Consider the following 16,301-nt stretch of genomic DNA (forward strand, 5'->3'; position numbering starts at 1 on the left):
GGTGCGGCCACCGGATCACCCAGTTTCGGGAGTCACCTTGCCGCAGCTTGATTCGGCCGTAATGCGGCCCGCCGATCCGCCCGCCCGACCACAGCGGTCCGGCCCCGTCCCCTCCCCCGCCCTGCCACCGCCGGCCTGGCGGTGGATCGCCGGCTGGGCGGGGCTGCTGCTGGTGACGCTGACGGTGTTCGGGGGCCGGTACGGCTATCACCGCGACGAGCTGTACTTCCGGATGATCGGCCGGCACCTGCGGTGGGGCTACTTCGACCAGCCGCCGCTGACCCCGGCGTTGGGCCGCCTGAGCATGGAGGTCTTCGGGGACGGGCACCGGGCGCTGCGGCTGCCGGGGGCGCTGTGCCTGGTGGTCGCGGTGGTTCTGATGGCGTTGCTGGCCCGGGAGCTGGGCGGTGGGCGCGGCGCCCAGCTGATCTCGATGGCCGGGGTGACCCTGGCCCCGTATCCGCTGGCGGCGGGCAACGCGCTGATCACCAACATCGTTGACCTGCCGTTCTGGCTCGGCGCCGCGCTGTGCGCGCTGCGCGCACTGCGCCGCGGCGACGGCCGCTGGTGGGTGGCCGCGGGGGCGGTGGTCGGCCTGGCCACCTACAACAAGCATCTGATCGCGTTCCTGGTGGTGGGGCTGGCGGCCGGGCTGACGATGGTTGGGCCGAGACGGGTGGTGGCCGACCGGTGGCTGTGGGCGGGTGCGGCACTGGCCCTGCTGCTCGCCGTGCCGGGCCTGGCCTACCAGGCGACGCACGGGTGGCCCCAGCTGGAGATGGCCCGGACGCTGTCGGCGGATTTCGGCGGGACCAACCGGGCCATGTTCGTGCCGCTGCAGTTCCTGCTGATCGGCCCCGCCGGGGCGGTGGTCGCCGCCGCCGGGCTGGTCCTCCTGGCCCGCACCCCGGGCGTACGCGCGTTCGCGGTCGCCTATCCGGTGGCGGGGCTGCTGGTGCTGGCCGGTGGCGGCCGGGCCGACTACGTCTTCGGCCTGCTGCTGGTGTGCTACGCCGCCGGGTCCGTGGCCACCGCGCGCTGGATGGCACGGGCCCGCGCGCGGGTCGCCCTGGTGGCGGTCGCCGGCGCGGTGGGGGCGGTGGTCGCGGTGGTCGGCGCGCTGTCTCCGCTGCCGGTGGACGTGGTGGCCCGCACCCCGCTACCGGCGATCAATGCGCTGCTGCGGGACTCGGTTGGATGGCCCGCCTACGTCCGGCAGATCGCCGACGTGTACCAGGGGCTGCCCGCCGAGGAACGCGCCCGCGCCGCCATCGTGGTCAGCAACTACGGCGAGGCCGGAGCACTGGACCGCTACGGGCCCGACCACGGCCTGCCCACCGCCTACAGCGGCCATCACGAACTGCACCGGCAGGGCCCGCCCCCGGCCAGCGCGGACGTGGTGGTGGCGGTGGGGCTACGGCCGGAGGTGCTGCGCGCGGCGTTCGAGCGCTGTGCGGTGGCGGGGACGTTGGACAGCGGCGTCTCCATCGATAACCGGGAGGAGGGGCGTTCCCTCCTGGTCTGCCGGGGGCTGCGCGGCTCCTGGGCGCAGCTGTGGCCCCGGTTCTGGCACGCGCACTCCTACGGCTGACCCGGCTGACCCGGCCGATCCGGCTGGTCCGGCTGGTCCGGCCGATCCGGCCGATCCGGCCCTGGCCGATCCGGCGGGCGGTACGACAGGCCCAGTTGGGCGCCCAGGTCTTCGAGCATCAGCTCGAACAGCGGGGCGGCGTCGTCGAGGGCGAATCCCAGGTGGCCCAGGACCTCCAGGCTGACGCCGCCTTGCAACCGCGTCCAGCACTGGACGAAGGTGAGCACGGCCCCCGGTGGCAGCGAGGTCTCTAGCCAGGTGCCGTAGCGCTCCAGCTGGCGGCGCAGCCCGGGGTCGATCTCCTCGTCGGCCCGCACCGGGAACGGGCTGCGGTGCCACAGCTCCAGGAACAGCGCCATGAACGTCTGGCCGAACCGACGCCCGCACACGGCGGCGAAGTCGTCCGGGTCGCCGGGGGTGATGTCCAGCCCCGGGAACGGGTTGCCGAACAGCAGGGCGTACTCGCGCTCGTGGGCCAGCGCCCAGCCGCGGAACGCGCGGGCGGCGGCCAGGAAGCGGCCGGACAGGTCGCCGGGCGGGACCGCCCCGATCGCGTCCCGTACCGCGTCGGTGAGGTCGTTGAACAGGTCCCCGATGACGTGGGCGAACAGTTCCCCGCGGCTGTCGAAGTAGCGGTAGAGGGCCGGCGCGGTCATGCCCATCTCGCGGGCGATCGCCCGCAGCGTCACCGCGTCCTGGCCCCGCTCGACCAGCAGCCGGCGAGCGGTCCGGACGATCTCCTGGGCGGTCACCGCGCGCAGCCGGTCGCGCCGGGTCTCGACCATGGTGTCCGCTCCCTCCGCTCGCCGCCCTCGCATGATTCCGCACCGGCACCGTTGACGGAAGTTAACAGCGTATGCGAAGTTTACAGCAGTAACAGTTAACGGCGTTCAGTAGAGTGACACCCAGTAACAGGCGTGCCGGGGCACCGGGCGGGGGAGGCAGGCATGTTGGAACGGTGGGGCCGCCTGACATACCGGCGGCGGTGGCCCGTGCTGGCGGTGGCGCTGGCCGCGATGATCTTCGCGGGGGTCTGGGGCACCGGGGTGTTCGGCGCGATGACCTCGGCCGACGGGTTCGCCACCCCCGGCAGCCAGAGCGCCCGGGCGGTGGAGGTGGCCGAGCGGGCGCTGCCCCGGGGCGAGGCCGACGTGGTGGTCGTCTACCAGGACCGCGCCGGCCGCCGGGTCGACGACCCGGCCGTGCGCGCAGCGGTCACCCGGGCGGTGTCCGCGCTGCCAAAGGAACGAGTCGCCTCGTCGCTGACCTTCTACTCGACGGGATCGCCCCAGTTCGTCAGCGCCGACCGCACCAGCACCTACGCCGTCCTGCGGCTGGCCGGGCGGGACACCGCGCAGCGGGAGGACTCCTACCAGGCGATCAAGGAGACCCTGACCCGCGCCGACGGGCTGACCGTCCAGGTCGGCGGCACCGTCCCCGTCACGGTCGCCATCAACGAGCGGGTCTCGGGCGACATCGCCCGAGCCGAGCTGATGTCGGCGCCGGTCCTGCTGGTGCTCCTGGTGGTCATGTTCGGCGGGCTGGTGGCCGCCTCGCTGCCGCTGCTGACCGGGATGGTCGCCATCCTCGGCTCGTTCACCGCGCTGCACGCCGTCGCGCTGGTCACCGATGTGTCGATCTTCGCGGTGAACGTCACCACGTTCCTGGGGATGGGCCTGGCCATCGACTACGGGCTGTTCCTGGTCGCCCGGTTCCGCGAGGAACTGCGGCACGCCGACACGGTCGAGGACGCGCTGGCCGCCACCATGGCCACCGCCGGGCGCACCGTGCTGGTCTCCGGCGTCACGGTGGCCGTCTCGATGGGCGGCCTGATCCTGTTCCCGCAGATCTTCCTCAAGTCGATGGGCTACGGCGGGGTGGCGACCGTGCTGGTCGACATGGTGGCCGCGCTGACCGTGCTGCCCGCCCTGCTGGCCGTGCTGGGGCCGCGGATCAACGCGCTGTCCGTCCGCCGCCGGGCCAAGGCCGCCGCGCCGGCCGGTCCGGGCGGCTGGCACCGGATCGCGCAGGGCGTGATGCGGCGCCCCGCCCTGTACGCGGTGGCCGCCACCGTCGTGCTGCTGGCCGTCGGCGCGCCCTTCCTGCGCATCAACTGGGGCGGGGTCGACGCCCGGGTGCTGCCGGAGGGCGCCGAGTCCCGGGTCGTCACCGAGGTCCTGGAGCGCGAGTTCCCGCGTGGTGCCACCAGCCCCATCGACGTGGTGGTCGACGGCCGTACCGACCCGGCCGCGTTCGCCCGGCGGCTGCGGCAGGTGCCCGGGGTGACCGGCGCGACCATCACCGGCAGCGCCCCGGGCGCCTCCCGCATCTCACTGACCCACGACGGCGACCCGCAGTCCGACGCCGCCCGCGAACTGGTCCGGCAGGTCCGCGACGTGCCCGCCCCGCCCGGCACCGAGGTCCACGTCGGCGGAACCACCGCCGCCACCGTCGACCAGCTCGCCAGCCTGGGCGCGCGGCTGCCATGGGCGGCGCTGACGGTCGGCCTGGCCATCTTCACACTGCTGTTCCTGGCGTTCGGCTCGGTGGTGCTGCCGGTCAAGGCGATTGTGGCGAACCTGCTGTCGCTGGCCGCCGCGTTCGGCGCGGTGGTGTGGATCTTCCAGGACGGTCACCTGTCCGGGGTGCTGGGCTTCACCGCCACCGGCGCGATCGCCCCCGCCATGCCGATCCTGATGCTGTTGCTGCTGTTCGGGGTGTCCATGGACTACGAGGTGTTCCTGCTGTCGCGCATCCGCGAGCACCACGCCCGGTCCGGCGACACCACCGCCGCGATCGCCGCCGGGCTGCAGCGCACCGGCGGCATCATCACCAGCGCCGCGCTGCTGATGGTCGTGGTGATCGGGGCGCTGGCCACCTCCGGCGTCGCCTTCATCAAGCTGATCGGCGTCGGCATGGCGATCGCCATCGTGCTGGACGCCACCATCGTCCGGCTGGTGCTGGTGCCCGCCGCCATGCGGCTGCTGGGCCGCGCCGTCTGGTGGGCGCCCGGCCCGCTGGCCCGGCTCCACCGCCGCTACGGCATTCGCGAACGGGAGGAGGCGCGGCAACGCGAACCGGCCGCGATCGGGTGACAACGCGACGAATCCGGGAGATGTCCGCTCGCGGCCCCGCCCCCGGTCACCGCGCACCTACCATGGCGTGGCCCACCGTTCGTGAGGAAGGGAACACGCATGAGCGAGCAGGAAGGCCCGGACGGCGTCATCATCGAGTTCATCGACGCCGCCGACGTCCCGGACGAGCACCGCAAGGACAACAAGATCTTCGCCCCCGGCACCCAGGCGATCACCATGCGCAGCGCCGCCGAGCCGGACGGCCCCACCCTCTACTTCACCGAAGCGGAGTGGGAGGCGTTCGTCGCCGGGGTCAAGGACGGCGAGTTCGACGACCTGCTGGAGGACCTCCCCCCACAGGACGACCCCCAGGGCTGACCCGGCGCCCGCCGCAGCGGGGCGGGACCGCCCCGGCCCGGCCCTCCGTACGCGCCCGGCCGCCCAGCGGCCCGGACAGTGTGCCGGCCGATGGTGCGGCCCGCGCGAGGGGTCCCCGCCCAACGGACGGACCCGGCCACCCGGACCAGCCCTCGGCCGACGCAGCCAACGCACAAGCCCTCAGCCTTCCTCAGGCTGCGGCGCTGTCGTCTGCTCGGTCCTGGGCCATGCGGCCCACTACGGTGAGGGAGGAGCCCACGGCCGGGGTTTTCAGCGAACCTCCCGGCCCGGATGCACAACCGAAGGTCTGCTGCAAAACACGGCCCCAACCGCGCGGCTTTCCCTCTCCCGGCCTGCGGCTTTACCCTGGGGTCCTCATCACCCCTACGAGGGATCGCAACAGGCTGTGACCTGCGGAAACACGGCATCGGCGCAGGTCCTCATCACCCCTACGAGGGATCGCAACGCCCATCTTCTCCAGCGGGTTGGCCAGGTCCACCCACCCGTCCTCATCACCCCTACGAGGGATCGCAACGCGACGATCCACCCGGACGGGCCGGTGATGGTCGCGTGTCCTCATCACCCCTACGAGGGGTCGGAACTACTGCTGCGACATGTAGGGACGCCAGATTGACTGCGCTCGCGGTCTCTGAATCCACCATTGGATCGCCGAGGAGGATGCGCGTGGTGGAGCCGATATCGCCGCTCCTGGCCGTTGCCGGGGGCGCTGGATCCGGCAAGACCGCCATCGCATGCCGACTCGCCGACCTGATCCTTGAGGGCACTCAGCCGATCGACGTCCAGGCCAAGCGCGTGCGGCTCCTGCTGGAACAGACCTGGCAGGAGCCACGACCGGCGGGTCCTGCCGGTCGCCCGGCTCGTCGCTGACGCTCGTGGGCGTTCCGGCCGGTGTCCTGCGGAGCCCTTGGGCGGCGGCTACAGGTCGTGCTCGCCGGACCTAACCGAGGTCAGGAGGGCAGACAGCTCGTGACGGCTCAGGAGCAGGACCGGGCCGGCCGGGTGCTTGCTGTCCCGGATCGCAAGAACGTCGCGCACGGCGGCCAGTTCGACGCAGCCTCCGTGCTCGCCGCCGCTGTGGGCGCTCTTGCGCCAGGCTGCGGCGGCCACGTTCGGCAGGACGGCCAGCTCGACACAACTGCCGTGCTCGCCGCCGCTGTGGCTGCTCTTGCGCCAGGCTGCGGCGGCCGCACCCGGAAGGGCCGCCAGCTCGACGCAGTTGCCGTGGTCCCCGCCGCTGTGGCTGCTCTTGCGCCAACGCAGGGTTGGGGCGTTGTTCATGGCGCTCCGCTCGGGTGAGTGGCGGGCCTCGTGAGTGAGGACCGGACTGGGGTCCGGTCCTCACATGGTCGGATGCGGTCCGGGGCCGGGTGTAGCCCGGGGACGGCTGTAGTGGCCTGCCGTGTTCGGCAGGGCGGCCACTCTCCTACGACACCTCGGCCGGGTCAGAGGTCGTGGCGGCCCGTCTTGACCTCGGTGAACAGGGCGGCGAGGTGCCGTCTGCCAACCTGGAGGTGCCCGGCGGCGGGGTTCTTGCTGTCCCTGATGCCGACAACGCCCGGCAGGGTGGCCAACTCGACGCAGTCGCCGCTACCAGCATCGCTGTAGCTGCTCTTGCGCCACTCGATCTTCGTCGCGTCGCTCATAGCGTGTCCCGAATCTCTTTGATCACCTGAGCTGTGATGTTAACAGGCAGCGCCACAGCTCTGATCAGGTCATACGTCTCATGCATGGCGGAAATGGCAGCAGGTTCTTGCACCATGCGACCCATTCCGGTGGTGCCTTCAACGTATGCGACGTCAGACCCTTCGGCCGGGCTCAGCAGTTCGAAGCCTCCCGGCAGCCCGGGATATTCCCCGACGTCGGCAGGGACGACTTGAATCGTGACGTTAGGTCGAATCATCTCCTCCAGCAGGCGTTCGAGCTGCGCCCGGAGCACGTCCGGGCCGCCGATACGACGGCGGAGAGCCGTCTCGTCCATGACCGCCTGGATGCGGGGACCGTTCTCGCGACCGAGCACGGCCTGCCGCCGCATACGTTCGGCCACGATGACATCGACGTTGGCGCGATAGGCGCCTGCCTTGACGATGGCGCGCGCATAGTCCTCCGTCTGGAACGGCCCCACCACAAGGGTCGGCATGTACGCCCTGACGACGCGCGCCTCAGCCTCGTGCTCGGCCAAAGACCTTGCGGAGGATGAAAGACGGTCTCGTACAGCAAGGAGCCAGTGCTCGGTGAAGTACGTCGTGTCGAGGGCGGCGTCCAGGAGGCGGGCGATCTGTTTGTCGGGAGCCTTGAGGGCGCGTTCGAGCCTGCTGAGGTGGCTGACGCTGCAGACCAGTTTGGTGGCCAGTTCCTCCAGGGACCAGCCGCGTTCCTCGCGGAGGGTGCGGATCTTCCAGCCGTAGTGCTCGGCGAACGAGCCGTTCGGGTCGATGGGGTTGGGGGGTCTGCCCATCTTGGGCCCCTTTCGTTTTTGCCGTACCGGCGTGACCACGAAAAGTGCTTACGAGGTTACGCCGCCCGGGTGACGCTGTGGGGGCGTTTCGACACCCAAAGTGATCGAATCTTCCGCCACTCCAAGGACCCCAGATGACCCGAATGACATTCGCCTCCGAGCACGAGCAGACCGTCGCCCTCATCCGGCCGGCCGCCGATGACCGCGCACCCGGAAAGGTGCGGGAATGGGCCAAGGAGACATTGGCCCGCTGGGGACTTCCCGCCCTGGCCGACGACCTCAACACCGTGCTCACGGAACTGGTCACGAACGCGTGGCAGGCAGGCGCGGGCGACCTGCTCGTTCTCCTGGAGCCGTGTCAGGACCGGGGACTCGTGGACGTGGCGGTCTGGGACGACGCGCCCGGCGTTCCGGTCAGGCGGGAGCCCGACTTCGTCGCCGAGAGCGGACGGGGGCTGCATCTGGTGGAGGCGCTGACCACCGCGTGGGGGGTCGAGCCTGATCCCGGGGGCGGGCCGGGCAAGACCGTGTGGGCGAGCCTGCGCGTTCCCGGGGACGGCGATGCATCCTGAGCGGATCGCGGCCGAACTCGACGCGCGGACCGACGGCTGGGCCATCCTCTTCGGCCGCTACACGATGCAGCTCGTCGCCCTGCACCTGAACGGGCCGGGCGTCGTGTCGGCCTCCACTGTCGCCGAACTCGAACACCGCATGGCCCTCGTCGAGTCCGCCGTTCTCCCCCACCGGAACACCGCCCAGGACCGTCCCGGCACCCGGCATGATCCGGACGGCACCTGGACGCCGCAACGACCGGACACCACGGCTCGCAGGGCGTCCCCCCATGACGGCACGCAAAGCCAGGGGAACGGCCGTCGATGAGCCGTTTCGGCCCCTCCCGCCCGATGCCCGGGGCATCGGGCGGTGAAAGGGCTCGGCAGTCCTCACCGCCGGGTCTGCGCCCCCGGCGCATTGTCAGCCCTTCAGCAGTTCCGCCACGTGTCCGGCCGCCTCGGCGATGGGGACGGTGGCGTCCTCGCCGGTGGCGCGCGTCCTGATCTCCACCGTCCCGGCGTCCACGCCGCGTTTGCCGACGGTGACGCGGTAGGGGATGCCGATCAGCTCAACGTCCTTGAACTTGGCTCCCGGCCGCTCGTCCCGGTCGTCGAGGATCACCTCCGCCCCGGCGGCGCCGAGCGTCCGGTAGATCTCCTCGGCCGCCGAACGGGTCGCCTCGTCGCCGGGGTTGAGCAGCACCACCGCCACGTCGAACGGGCCGACGCCGACGGGCCAGACGATCCCGGCCTCGTCGTGGTGGGACTCGACGATCGCGGCGATCGCCCGTTCGACCCCGATCCCGTAGGAGCCCATGATCGGGGTGATCTTGGAGCCGTCCGGTCCCAGCACCCGCACCCCGAGAGCCTCGGTGTAGCGGCGGCCCAGCTTGAAGATGTGCCCGACCTCGATGGCGGAGACCACCTCCAGCGCGTGGCCGCACCGGGGGCACGGCTCCCCGGCCCGTACCTCCCGCAGGTCGGCCCACCGTTCCACGGCGATGTCCCGGGCGATGTCCACACCGCGCACGTGGACGCCGTCGGTGTTGGCGCCGGTCGTCATGTCGCGGCGGCCGCGCAACGCCTCGTCCGCCAGCACCGGCAGGTCGTGGCCGGCCGGCAGGGTGGCGGTGACCGCGCCCAGGCTGCCTGGGTGGGCGCCCAGTGCGTCCACGATCTCCTCCGGGTGCGCCGGGCGGACGGCGACCGCCCCGGTCGCGTCGGCCAGCTTCTGTTCCACCAGGGCGTGGTCGCCGCGCATCAGCACCAGCGTGAGCCGACCGTCGAGCACGTAGACCAGCGTCTTGATCTGCCGATCCGCGGGCACGCCGTGCTGGACGGTCAGCTCCTCGATCGTGCGGGCGTGCGGGGTGTCGAACCGTTCCGGCTCATCCGGGCCAGGCCCGTCCGCCACGGGAGCGAGCCGGGAGACGGCCTTCTCCACGTTGGCGGCGTAGTCGCCGGCGGGGCAGCGCACCACCAGGTCCTCGCCCGCCTCGGACGGGCACATGAACTCCACCGAGTCGCTGCCGCCCATGTTGCCGCTGGAGGCCTCCACGGCGATGGCGGGGATGCCGAGCCGCTCGAAGATCCGCCGGTAGGCCCCGTGGTGCAGGTCGAACGAGCGGTCCAGCCCGGCCTCGTCCAGGTCCAGGCTGTAGGAGTCCTTCATGGTGAACTCGCGGACCCTGATCAGCCCCGACCGGGGCCGCGGCTCGTCGCGGAACTTGGTCTGGAACTGGTACCACAGCTGGGGCAGCTGCCGGTAGGAGCCGAGCTCGGCCGCCACCGAGGCGATGACCTCCTCGTGCGTCATGCCCAGCGCCACGTCCGCGCCCCTGCGGTCGGCCAGGCGGAACATCTCCTCGCCCATGGCCTCCCACCGGCCCGACCGCCGCCACAGGTCCGCCGGGTGCATCGCCGGCAGGACGAACTCCTGAGCCCCGATCCGGGCCATCTCCTCCCGGATCACCTCGATGACCTTCGTACGCACTCGTACGGCCAGCGGCAGCAGCGAGTAGTGCCCCGCCATGAGCTGCCGGACGAACCCGGCGCGCACCAGCAGGCGGTGGCTGGCCGCCTCGGCATCGGCCGGATCCTGCCGCAGTGTCGGCGCGTAGAGCTGAGACCAGCGCATTGCAGACGTCCTGAACCTCGATCGACGACGGGTGGAAGACGGCAGTCTAGGCGTCCGGGCACCGTCGCCGCGCGGGCCGGCTCAGGTCGTCGGAGGCTGGGCGCTGATATCGGCCAGGACGGAGTGCTCGTTGCGTTCCAGGGCCAGGTCCCCGAGGGAGACCATGCCCACCGGCCGGTCGCCGTCGACCACCGGGATCCGGCGGACGGCGTGCTCGCGCATCAGCCGCACCGCCGTCTCGGCGTCGTCGGCCGGGGTGAGGGTGACCAGTTCAGGGCTGCACACCTCGGAGACCGGGGTGGCGGCCATGTCGCGTCCGGCGGCCACCGCGCGGACCACGATGTCGCGGTCGGTCACCAGCCCGCACAGCCGGTCGTCCTCGGCCACCAGCACGTCGCCGATCCCGTGCCGGCGCATCTGCTCGGCGGCCTGCACCAGCGAGCACTGCGGAGGTACGGCGACCGGGGCGGGGGTCATGACCTCGCTCACCTTCCGTGCCATCGGTCGATCCTCCTCACGTATCGGGATGTCGCGGCCCGCGTACCCGGGGAGGACCGAGATATGTCCCATCCGCTCGACATCTCCGGACATGTCCCGTCCATCCGACGTCTCCGGACACGTCCCGTCCGTTCGACGTCTCCGGACATGTCCCGCCCGTTCCATGCCTCCGGACATGTCCCCGCATCCGATGCGGAAGTCGGGTTCGGCGCGTTGGGTGCATAGGTCTCGCCGGCCTGGGTAGGGCGGTGCACATCATGTCCGGCAGCCCAGGGGGGACGGCGTGGGAATCGGCGATTGGGTGAGCTCGTGGCCGGTGTACCGGCAGCTCACCGGCGCCGACCGCACCGGGCGGGGCGCCGCGGCCCGTAGCGCACGCACCGAGCGGCTGCGTCCCCGGGTCGCCGACGCCGACAAGGTCGTCAAGTCCATCTGCCCGTACTGCGCGGTCGGCTGCGGCCAGAACGTGTACGTCCGGGACGGCAAGGTCACCCAGGTCGAGGGTGACCCCGACTCGCCGATCTCGCGGGGCCGGCTGTGTCCCAAGGGCTCGGCCACCCTCCAGCTCACCACCGGACCGAACCGGCTGGACACGGTGCTGTACCGCCGTCCGCACGGCACCGAGTGGGAGCACCTCGACCTCGACACCGCCATGGACATGATCGCCGACCGGGTGATCGCCGCCCGGCTGACCGGCTGGGAGTGGGAGGACGACCAGGGCCGGCCGCTGCGCCGCACCATGGGGTTCGCCAGCCTCGGCGGGGCCACCCTGGACAACGAGGAGAACTACCTCTTCAAGAAGCTGTTCACCGCGCTGGGCGCCATCCAGATCGAGAACCAGGCGCGTATTTGACACTCCTCCACCGTCCCCGGTCTGGGGGCCAGCTTCGGGCGCGGCGGCGCCACCACCTTCCAGCAGGACCTGCAGAACTCCGACTGCATCGTCATTGAGGGCTCGAACATGGCCGAGTGCCATCCGGTCGGGTTCCAGTGGGTCATGGCCGCGAAGGCACGGGGCGCGGCGGTCATCCACGTCGACCCGCGCTTCACTCGTACCAGCGCGCTGGCCGACGTCCACGTGCCGATCCGGGTGGGCACCGACATCGCCTTCCTCGGCGGCATCGTCAACTACGTCCTGACCCACGAGAAGTACTTCCGCGAGTACGTGCTGGCCTACACCAACGCGTCCACCATCATCTGCGAGAACTTCAAGGACACCGAGGACCTCGACGGGGTGTTCTCCGGGCTGGACCCGCAGGCCCGCGCCTACGACTTCAGCAACTGGCGGTACGAGGGCGGCGACGTGCCCGCGGCGGCCGGCGAGCAGGACCAGGAGTACGAGGAAAGGGTCGACCACGCCGAGGCCCAAGAGGTCGACCACGCCGAGGCCCAGGAGGCGGCACGGCCCGAGGTCCACGGCTCCGGCGGGGCGGAGGCGCTCGCCGAGGGCGCGCGCCTCCAGACCGACGAGACGCTGCAGCATCCCCGTTGCGTGTTCCAGATCCTCAAGCGCCACTTCGCCCGCTACACCCCGGAGACGGTCGAGGAGATCTGCGGCATCCCGCGCGACACGTTCCTGCGGGTGTGCGAGCTGATCACCGAGAACTCCGGCCGTGACCGCACCACCTCGTTCGCCTACGCGGTGGGGTGGACGCAGCACACGGTGGGGGCGCAGTACATCCGCACCGCCTCGATTCTGCAGGCCCTGCTGGGCAACATCGGCCGTCCCGGCGGCGGCATCCTGGCGCTGCGCGGCCACGCCTCGATCCAGGGCTCGACCGACATCCCCACCCTGTACAACCTGCTGCCCGGCTACATCCCCATGCCGCACGCCCACCAGAACGAGGACCTCGACGCCTTCGTCGAGGCCGAGGGCGCCCGCAAGGGCTACTGGGGCAACATGCGCGCCTACGTGGTGAGCCTGCTGAAGGCGTGGTGGGGCGACGCGGCGACCGCCGACAACGACTTCTGCTTCGACTACCTGCCCCGGCTGACCGGCGACCACGGCACCTACCAGACGGCGCAGGCCCAGGTGGAGGGCACCTGCAAGGGCTACTTCCTGCTGGGCGAGAACCCGGCGGTCGGTTCCGCCAACGCCCGGCTGCAAAGGTTCGGCATGGCCAACCTCGACTGGCTGGTGGTGCGGGACTTCTCGCTGATCGAGTCCGCCACCTGGTGGAAGGACGGCCCGGAGATCGAGACCGGCGAGCTGCGCACCGAGGACATCCGCACCGAGGTGTTCTTCCTGCCCGCCGCCGCCCACACCGAGAAGTCCGGCAGCTTCACCAACACCCAGCGGCTGCTGCAGTGGCACCGGCAGGCGGTCGAGCCGCGCGGGGACACCCGCAGCGACCTGTGGTTCGCCTACTATCTGGGCCGGCTGATCCGCGACAAGCTCTCCGATCCCGCCCACCGCGCCCGGATGGGGCTGGACGCCGACGGGCGCGGCATCGAACGCGACCGTCCGGTCCTGGACCTCACCTGGGACTACCCGACCGAGGGCGGGTACGACGACCCCGACGCCGAGGCGGTGCTGGCCGAGATCAACGGCTTCGACGCCCACGGGCATCCGCTGTCGGGCTACACCCAGCTCAAGGACGACGGCTCCACGTCCTGCGGCTGCTGGATCTACTGCGGGGTCTACGCCGACGGCGTCAACCAGGCCGACCGCCGCAAGCCCTACACCGAGCAGGACTGGGTGGCCGCCGAGTGGGCCTGGGCGTGGCCGCTCAACCGCCGCATCCTCTACAACCGGGCGTCCGCCGACCCCGAGGGGCGTCCCTGGAGCGAGCGCAAGGCGTACCTGGAGTGGGATCCGGAGCGGCGCAAGTGGGTCGGCCCGGACGTGCCCGACTTCGACGAGCACATGCCGCCCGACTACGAGCCCCATCCCGACGCCACCGGCCCGGAGGGGCTGTCCGGCAAGGACCCGTTCGTCATGCAGTCCGACGGCAAGGCGTGGCTGTACGCCCCGGTCGGCCTGGTGGACGGGCCGCTGCCGACGCACTACGAGCCGCAGGAGTCGCCGTTCACCAACCCGCTGTACGGGCAGCAGCGCAATCCCGTCCGCAACATGCCGAAGCCGGGCGGGGACTTCTTCCACCCGAGCGACGGTGAGCCCGGCGCCGAGGTGTTCCCCTACCTCGCCACGACCTACCGGCTGACCGAGCACCACACGGCGGGCGGGATGTCGCGGTGGCTGCCCTACCTGTCGGAGCTTCAGCCGGAGTTCTTCTGTGAGGTCTCCCCCGAGCTGGCCCGCGAGCGCGGCCTGGAGCACCTGGGCTGGGCGACCATCGTCAGCGCCCGCAGCGCCATCGAGGCCCGGGTGCTGGTGACGGAACGGATGACCCCGCTCGACGTGCAGGGCCGCCGCGTCCACCAGATCGGGCTGCCGTACCACTGGGGTCCCAACGGTTACAGCACCGGCGACGCGGCCAACGAGCTGCTCCACATCGCCCTGGACCCCAACGTCCACATCCAGGAGTCCAAGGTGCTGACCTGCGACATCCGTCCGGGCCGCCGCCCCCGCGGCCCGGCCCTGCGCGAGCTGGTGAACGAGTACCGGCGCCGCGCCGGGATCACTGAGGAGACCGGGAGACAGATGTGACCGATCCCGCCGCAGTCTCCGGCTACGAGGATCCGCCGCCGCGCATGGGGTTCTTCACCGACACCTCGGTGTGCATCGGCTGCAAGGCGTGCGAGGTGGCGTGCAAGGAGTGGAACGCGGTCCCCGAGGACGGCCTGCTCCTGACCGGCATGTCGTACGACAACACCGGGAGCCTGAACGCCTCCACCTGGCGCCATGTCGCCTTCATCGAGCAGCGCAAGCCCCTGGCGCTCCAGGATCCGGGCGTCATGCATCCGGACGTGGACGTGCTGGAGATGGCCCCGCTGGGTTCGTCCACGCCACCAGAGCAGGCGCTGATGACGCCGACGGCCCCGGGCCAGGAGGGCGACCTGCGCTGGCTGATGGCCAGCGACGTGTGCAAGCACTGCACGCACGCCGCCTGCCTGGACGTGTGCCCCACCGGGTCGCTGTTCCGTACCGAGTTCGGCACCGTCGTCGTCCAGGAGGACATCTGCAACGGCTGCGGCTACTGCATCCCCGCCTGCCCGTACGGGGTGATCGACCAGCGCAAGGGCGACGGCAGGGCCTGGAAGTGCACGCTGTGCTACGACCGGATCGGCGACGGGCTGGAGCCCGCCTGCGCCAAGGCGTGCCCCACCGACTCCATCCAGTACGGCCCGCTGGACGAGCTTCGTGAGCGCGCCGCCGGCCGGGTGGAGCGCCTGCACGAGGCCGGTGTCACCGACGCCCGCCTCTACGGCCACGACCCGGCCGACGGCGTCGGCGGTGCGGGCGCGTTCTTCCTGTTGCTGGACGATCCGGAGGTGTACGGGCTGCCGCCGGACCCGATAGTGACGACCCGGGACCTTCCCTCGATGTGGCGTCATGCCGCCGCCGCGGCGGCGGGCCTGCTCGGCGCGGCCGTCCTCGCCTGCCTGACGGGACGCCGGCGATGACCGCCCCGGACCCGCGCGACTCGGACCCGCGTGACCGGGAGGCTCTGACCGGGGTGGCCGCCGGCCGCAGGCGGCGCCGGGAGCGGCGCGGGGAGCAGCCCATGGTCCCCAAGGCCGAGTTCACCTCCTACTACGGCAGGCCGGTGATCAAACCGCCGGTGTGGAAGCCCCTGGACATCGCCGGTTACCTCTTCCTCGGCGGGCTGGCAGGAGCGTCGTCGGCGCTGGCCGCCGGGGCCGGGCTGACCGGCCGTCCCACACTGGCGCGCAACGCCCAGGTGGCGGCGGTGGGCGCGATCGGCCTGTCGGTGGTGGCGCTGGTCCACGACCTGGGACGTCCCGCGCGCTTCGTCAACATGCTCCGCGTCGCCAAGCCCTCCTCACCGATGAGCGTCGGCTCGTGGCTGCTGTCGGTCTACGGGCCGCTGGCGGGCGGGGCGGCGGTCTCGACCGTCACCGGCCGGCTTCCCCGGCTGGGACTGCTGGCGGGCCTGGGCGCGGCGGTGACGGGCCCGGCGGTGGCCGGCTACACGGCCGTACTGTTCGCCGACACGGCCGTGCCCGCCTGGCACGACGGCCACCGGGAACTGCCGTTCCTGTTCGTCGGGTCGGCCGCCGTCGCCGCCGGGGGTCTCGGCCTGGCCACCGCACCGCTGCGGGAGACCTGGCCCGCCCGTTTCCTGGCGTGCGCCGGGGCCGTCACGGAGCTGACCGCGAGCAGGCTCATGAACCGGCGGCTCGGCATGGTCGCCGAGCCCTACCGCACCGGCAGGGGCGGCCGCCTGATGCGGATCGCCGAGACCCTGACCGTCGCGGGCATCGCCACCGCCGTCCTGGGCCATCGCAGCCGGGCGCTGTCGGCCCTGGCGGGCACGGCGCTGCTGACCGCGTCGGCCGCCACCCGCTTCGGGGTCTTCGAGGCGGGCATGGACTCGGCCCGCGACCCCAAGTACACCTCCCTGCCGCAGCGCGAACGTCTACGGGCCGGGGAAGGCAGCAGGGCGGTCACCGGCTGACCTCTGGCGCCTTCACCGAACGGCGGCGAGGCCCGGGGTGCGGCCAAGGCGGG

The 16,301-nt window shown here is 71.8% G+C and carries 15 protein-coding genes; 9 read left to right on the top strand and 6 right to left on the bottom strand.

Going from position 1 to position 16,301, the window contains the following annotated elements:
* Nucleotides 1–37 precede the first annotated feature (37 nt).
* Nucleotides 38–1,591, top strand: a complete 1,554-nt coding sequence (locus C4U03_RS05745; RefSeq protein ID WP_146087264.1) for an ArnT family glycosyltransferase — start codon at nt 38–40, stop codon at nt 1,589–1,591.
* Here the strand turns inward: C4U03_RS05745 and C4U03_RS05750 are convergent.
* Nucleotides 1,582–2,376 carry a TetR/AcrR family transcriptional regulator gene (locus C4U03_RS05750; protein ID WP_103936583.1) on the bottom strand — a complete coding sequence of 265 codons (795 nt, stop codon included), beginning with the start codon at nt 2,374–2,376 and terminating at the stop codon, nt 1,582–1,584. The genes C4U03_RS05745 and C4U03_RS05750 overlap by 10 nt on opposite strands.
* Nucleotides 2,377–2,538: 162 nt before the next feature.
* On the opposite strand from C4U03_RS05750, the gene C4U03_RS05755 reads away from it, so the two are divergent.
* The 3 genes from C4U03_RS05755 (at nt 2,539) to C4U03_RS39785 (ending at nt 5,931) form a co-directional block, all read left to right on the top strand.
* On the top strand, nt 2,539–4,686 hold the full coding sequence (locus tag C4U03_RS05755; protein ID WP_103936584.1) for an MMPL family transporter: 2,148 nt from the start codon (nt 2,539–2,541) through the stop codon (nt 4,684–4,686).
* 99 nt (nt 4,687–4,785) lie between these two features.
* Nucleotides 4,786–5,043 carry a DUF397 domain-containing protein gene (locus tag C4U03_RS05760; protein ID WP_103936585.1) on the top strand — a complete coding sequence of 86 codons (258 nt, stop codon included), beginning with the start codon at nt 4,786–4,788 and terminating at the stop codon, nt 5,041–5,043.
* A gap of 684 nt (nt 5,044–5,727) precedes the next feature.
* Nucleotides 5,728–5,931: a hypothetical protein gene (locus C4U03_RS39785; protein ID WP_160146912.1), complete on the top strand. Its 204-nt coding sequence runs from the start codon at nt 5,728–5,730 to the stop codon at nt 5,929–5,931.
* Between the two features lie 48 nt (nt 5,932–5,979).
* Here C4U03_RS39785 and C4U03_RS05765 read toward each other — a convergent pair whose 3' ends face one another.
* The 3 genes from C4U03_RS05765 to C4U03_RS05775 all read right to left on the bottom strand — a co-directional run bounded on the left by C4U03_RS05765 (nt 5,980) and on the right by C4U03_RS05775 (nt 7,519).
* The gene (locus C4U03_RS05765) at nt 5,980–6,342 is read right to left on the bottom strand and encodes a DUF397 domain-containing protein (protein WP_103936586.1); all 363 of its coding nucleotides are present in this window, start codon (nt 6,340–6,342) and stop codon (nt 5,980–5,982) included.
* Between the two features lie 164 nt (nt 6,343–6,506).
* Nucleotides 6,507–6,707, bottom strand: coding sequence for a DUF397 domain-containing protein (locus C4U03_RS05770; RefSeq protein WP_103936587.1), 201 nt, complete (start codon nt 6,705–6,707; stop codon nt 6,507–6,509).
* Complete coding sequence (locus C4U03_RS05775; protein WP_103936588.1) at nt 6,704–7,519, bottom strand: helix-turn-helix domain-containing protein; 816 nt, start codon at nt 7,517–7,519, stop codon at nt 6,704–6,706. Before C4U03_RS05775 ends, C4U03_RS05770 begins: the two co-directional genes overlap by 4 nt.
* A 134-nt stretch (nt 7,520–7,653) precedes the next feature.
* On the opposite strand from C4U03_RS05775, the gene C4U03_RS05780 reads away from it, so the two are divergent.
* The gene (locus C4U03_RS05780) at nt 7,654–8,091 is read left to right on the top strand and encodes an ATP-binding protein (protein WP_103936589.1); all 438 of its coding nucleotides are present in this window, start codon (nt 7,654–7,656) and stop codon (nt 8,089–8,091) included.
* Nucleotides 8,081–8,398, top strand: a complete 318-nt coding sequence (locus tag C4U03_RS05785) for a hypothetical protein (protein WP_103936590.1) — start codon at nt 8,081–8,083, stop codon at nt 8,396–8,398. Before C4U03_RS05780 ends, C4U03_RS05785 begins: the two co-directional genes overlap by 11 nt.
* A 93-nt stretch (nt 8,399–8,491) precedes the next feature.
* Here C4U03_RS05785 and C4U03_RS05790 read toward each other — a convergent pair whose 3' ends face one another.
* Together C4U03_RS05790 and C4U03_RS05795 are read right to left on the bottom strand one after the other, a co-directional pair.
* On the bottom strand, nt 8,492–10,207 hold the full coding sequence (locus C4U03_RS05790; RefSeq protein WP_103936591.1) for a proline--tRNA ligase: 1,716 nt from the start codon (nt 10,205–10,207) through the stop codon (nt 8,492–8,494).
* An 81-nt stretch (nt 10,208–10,288) separates the two neighbouring features.
* The gene (locus C4U03_RS05795) at nt 10,289–10,708 is read right to left on the bottom strand and encodes a CBS domain-containing protein (RefSeq protein ID WP_103936592.1); all 420 of its coding nucleotides are present in this window, start codon (nt 10,706–10,708) and stop codon (nt 10,289–10,291) included.
* A gap of 280 nt (nt 10,709–10,988) precedes the next feature.
* Between C4U03_RS05795 and fdh the strand changes: the two genes are divergently transcribed.
* From fdh to nrfD, 3 genes are read left to right on the top strand one after another with little or no spacing between them, the layout of a single operon-like run.
* Nucleotides 10,989–14,315: a formate dehydrogenase gene (fdh, locus tag C4U03_RS05805; protein WP_235017663.1), complete on the top strand. Its 3,327-nt coding sequence runs from the start codon at nt 10,989–10,991 to the stop codon at nt 14,313–14,315.
* A 44-nt stretch (nt 14,316–14,359) separates the two neighbouring features.
* The gene (locus tag C4U03_RS05810) at nt 14,360–15,232 is read left to right on the top strand and encodes a 4Fe-4S dicluster domain-containing protein (protein ID WP_103936954.1); all 873 of its coding nucleotides are present in this window, start codon (nt 14,360–14,362) and stop codon (nt 15,230–15,232) included.
* Nucleotides 15,229–16,248 carry an NrfD/PsrC family molybdoenzyme membrane anchor subunit gene (gene nrfD / locus C4U03_RS05815; RefSeq protein WP_103936595.1) on the top strand — a complete coding sequence of 340 codons (1,020 nt, stop codon included), beginning with the start codon at nt 15,229–15,231 and terminating at the stop codon, nt 16,246–16,248. The genes C4U03_RS05810 and nrfD overlap by 4 nt, the downstream gene beginning before the upstream one ends.
* Nucleotides 16,249–16,301 lie beyond the last annotated feature (53 nt).

It is taken from the genome of Thermomonospora echinospora, assembly GCF_900108175.1.
Lineage (GTDB): Bacteria > Actinomycetota > Actinomycetes > Streptosporangiales > Streptosporangiaceae > Thermomonospora > Thermomonospora echinospora.

Bases quoted from the DNA above. Each gene is read 5' to 3' on its own strand.
- C4U03_RS05750 (WP_103936583.1), bottom strand. From the start codon at position 2,376: ATGGTCGAGACCCGGCGCGACCGGCTGCGCGCGGTGACCGCCCAGGAG.
- C4U03_RS05770 (WP_103936587.1), bottom strand. From the start codon at position 6,707: ATGAGCGACGCGACGAAGATCGAGTGGCGCAAGAGCAGCTACAGCGAT.
- C4U03_RS05760 (WP_103936585.1), top strand. From the start codon at position 4,786: ATGAGCGAGCAGGAAGGCCCGGACGGCGTCATCATCGAGTTCATCGAC.
- C4U03_RS05810 (WP_103936954.1), top strand. From the start codon at position 14,360: ATGGGGTTCTTCACCGACACCTCGGTGTGCATCGGCTGCAAGGCGTGC.
- C4U03_RS05755 (WP_103936584.1), top strand. From the start codon at position 2,539: ATGTTGGAACGGTGGGGCCGCCTGACATACCGGCGGCGGTGGCCCGTG.
- nrfD (WP_103936595.1), top strand. From the start codon at position 15,229: ATGACCGCCCCGGACCCGCGCGACTCGGACCCGCGTGACCGGGAGGCT.
- C4U03_RS05795 (WP_103936592.1), bottom strand. From the start codon at position 10,708: ATGGCACGGAAGGTGAGCGAGGTCATGACCCCCGCCCCGGTCGCCGTA.
- C4U03_RS05790 (WP_103936591.1), bottom strand. From the start codon at position 10,207: ATGCGCTGGTCTCAGCTCTACGCGCCGACACTGCGGCAGGATCCGGCC.
- C4U03_RS05785 (WP_103936590.1), top strand. From the start codon at position 8,081: ATGCATCCTGAGCGGATCGCGGCCGAACTCGACGCGCGGACCGACGGC.
- C4U03_RS05775 (WP_103936588.1), bottom strand. From the start codon at position 7,519: ATGGGCAGACCCCCCAACCCCATCGACCCGAACGGCTCGTTCGCCGAG.
- C4U03_RS05780 (WP_103936589.1), top strand. From the start codon at position 7,654: ATGACCCGAATGACATTCGCCTCCGAGCACGAGCAGACCGTCGCCCTC.
- C4U03_RS05765 (WP_103936586.1), bottom strand. From the start codon at position 6,342: ATGAACAACGCCCCAACCCTGCGTTGGCGCAAGAGCAGCCACAGCGGC.